The sequence below is a fragment of the Gemmatimonadota bacterium genome, assembly GCA_016209965.1.
Taxonomy (GTDB): Bacteria; Gemmatimonadota; Gemmatimonadetes; order Longimicrobiales; family RSA9; genus JACQVE01.
This window is the reverse complement of the sequence record JACQVE010000274.1, coordinates 1-2398: the sequence shown is the minus strand read 5'-3', so window position 1 is coordinate 2398 and position 2398 is coordinate 1. Positions and strand designations below refer to the sequence as shown.

The following is a 2398-nucleotide window of genomic DNA, read 5'->3' as shown; positions in this document are numbered from 1 at the left end:
ACCGGGTTCCTTATCACCACCGCACAGCGGACAGGCTCCGGGTTTCTCGCTCACGGCTTCTTCCTCCTGGTCTTCATGTCCGGCTCAAAGTGGTCGAGATCCGTTTCATCAAGAGCCCGGGTTCTCGAGCTCGAGGCGGTCATCGAAGATCGAGACGCGCATGGGCGCGCCGCGCCGGGCGTAATCCGCGTGCGCCACCGCATGGATCACCGCATCGCGGACCGTCACGGGTGCCAGGTAGCAGCGTTCTTGGCCGCGCACGCGGCCGATCTCCGCTCCATGGAGCGCAATGGTTTTTCGGGGCAGGCGATCGCCTCTTCGATGGCGCGCGCGATGAAGGAGCGGCTCTCCACGCGGTTCACCATGCGGCTCTTGTCGCTGCCGCGGAAGCCTTGCGCCTGGATCCAGGCGTCCGGCAAGTTCGTTATGTGCTCGGAAGCCTACTAGCAAGCGCGCGTCCGCGTCAAGCTTCCGAGCTCGATGCAGTTCGGCGGCCGTGCGCCCGGCGGGCGTTGAGGACTGGCCTTAACTTTTGCTTCAGGGGGTGGATCGGGCCACGGCCGTGGGTGTCGCTGATGCAGTAACGCCGAGGGCGACGTGGTCAGCTCGAGCCTGGCCGCTGGGCAGGCAATGCCAGGGGGAGCAGCAGTGCGGCGAGCAGGGCCAGCGCGGCGCCGAGGAGGAAGGCGGCGGCAGCGCCGTACGCCTGCCAGAGCAGGCCGAAGATCAAGCTGGCGGGCAGGGCGGCGAGCCCGATGGCGAAGTGGTAGGCGCCGAAGGCGAGGCCGCGGGTGCCAGTGGGCGCGAGGGCGGCGACCAGCGCCTTTTCGGGCGCCTCGGTGAGGCCGTAGAAGAGGCCGTAGACCAGGAACAGCGCCCAGACCTGCCAGACCTGGCCGGCCGCGGCGAAGCCGGCGTAGACGGCGGCGTAGACCAGCCATCCGGCGATGATGGCGCGGCGCGGGCCGAAGCGGTCGGCGAGCATGCCGCCGGGCACGCTCCACAGCATCTTGCTCACGTGGTGCGCGCCCCAGAGCAGGGGGATGGCGGCCAGGGCGATGCCCAGGTCCTGGGCGCGCAGAAGCAGGAAGGCATCCGAAGCATTGCCCAGCGTGAAGATCAGGAGCACCAGCAGGTAGCGGGGGAAGGCGGGTCCGAGATGGCCCAGCTCCTGCCTTACGCCGCGCCGGGGCGCAGCCTCCGGGGCGGGGGAGGGGGCATCGGATTTTGGGGCCGCCACGGCTGAAAGCGCTGTGCGGACGCCGGCGGGCTTACCGTCAGGTGCCAATACCGGGGCCGGCGGGCTGCGACCGCCGGCGGATGCGGCCATGGCGTCGGGTTGCGGCGCGTGGGTCGGGGCAGCGACCGGTTGCTCCCGGACCGGCCAGAGCATGAACACCGCCACGATGCCGGGGATAGCTGCGAGGGCAAAAACCAGGCGCAACTGGCCTGGCGCCAGCAGCAGGAGCCCCGCGGCCAGGAGTGGACCCAGCACAGCGCCGGCGTGGTCCGCGGCGCGGTGCAGGCCGAACGCGGTGCCGCGGCGCGCGGCATCCACGGACTCCGCCAGCAGCGCGTCGCGCGGCGCGGTGCGGATGCCCTTGCCCACGCGGTCCGAGAAGCGCACGACAAGCACGTGCCATGGCGCCGCTGCCACGGCCACGACTGGCCGGGCCGCCGCCGCCAGGCCGTAGCCCCAGCCGACCAGCGCCTTGCGCCGCCCCAGCCGGTCGCTCAGCCAGCCGCCACCCAGCTTGACCAGGCTGGCCGTGGTTTCGGCTACGCCTTCGACCAGGCCGAGGAAGGCGGGCCCCGCGCCCAGCGTGACGACCAGGAAGAGCGGCAGGAGCGGGTAGATCATCTCGCTGGCCGTGTCGTTCAGCAGCGAGATGAGGCTCAGCCACAGGACGTTGCCGCGCAGCAGGTCTCGGAGTTTCACAGTTTCACCGAATCGTCGATTGGGCTCCGTTCGGGATCGGGATCGGAAGGTGTCTCACGCCCCCTACGCCAGCGCGCGCACGGTGTCCAGCGTGCGGTCCACCTCCTCCTCCAGGTTGTAGATGTGGCAGCACTGGCGGACACCCAAGTCCTCGCCCACGGCGCGGACGCGCACCCGGGCCCGCTCCCAGAGCGCATCCTGCAGATCGATGGGCTTCCTGCGCTCCAGCGCCCAGATGGTGGTTGCGGAGCGCAGCTCCGGATGGAGGGGGGAGCGGATGGTCACGCCAGGGATCTGCTGCAGTCCGGCGCGCAGCCGGTCGGCGAGGCCGATGATGCGCTCTTCGACGCGCTCGGGCCCCAGGGCCAGGAAGAAGTCCACCGCCTTCTCCAGCCCCACAAGCAGGGACAGGTTGCCCGTGCCGTACTGCATGAGCCGGTAGGCGCCGTCTTCCTGATT

General features: G+C 70.4%; 3 protein-coding genes and 1 pseudogene. All 4 read right to left on the bottom strand.

Annotated elements, in window-relative coordinates; genetic code table 11:
* Positions 1 to 224 precede the first annotated feature (224 nt).
* Complete coding sequence (locus tag HY703_10900; protein ID MBI4545694.1) at positions 225 to 419, bottom strand: hypothetical protein; 195 nt, start codon at positions 417 to 419, stop codon at positions 225 to 227.
* 182 nt (positions 420 to 601) lie between these two features.
* Positions 602 to 1330 (bottom strand): MFS transporter, encoded by a 729-nt coding sequence (locus HY703_10895; protein ID MBI4545693.1) that lies wholly within the window; start codon positions 1328 to 1330, stop codon positions 602 to 604.
* A 33-nt stretch (positions 1331 to 1363) separates the two neighbouring features.
* Positions 1364 to 1861 (bottom strand): annotated as a pseudogene (locus tag HY703_10890) (MFS transporter).
* 141 nt (positions 1862 to 2002) lie between these two features.
* Positions 2003 to 2398: aminotransferase class V-fold PLP-dependent enzyme (locus tag HY703_10885; protein ID MBI4545692.1), on the bottom strand; the 396-nt coding region annotated here is incomplete at its 5' end.

Coding starts and splice junctions, on each gene's coding strand:
- HY703_10895 (MBI4545693.1), bottom strand. CDS start 1,330: ATGGCCGCATCCGCCGGCGGTCGCAGCCCGCCGGCCCCGGTATTGGCA.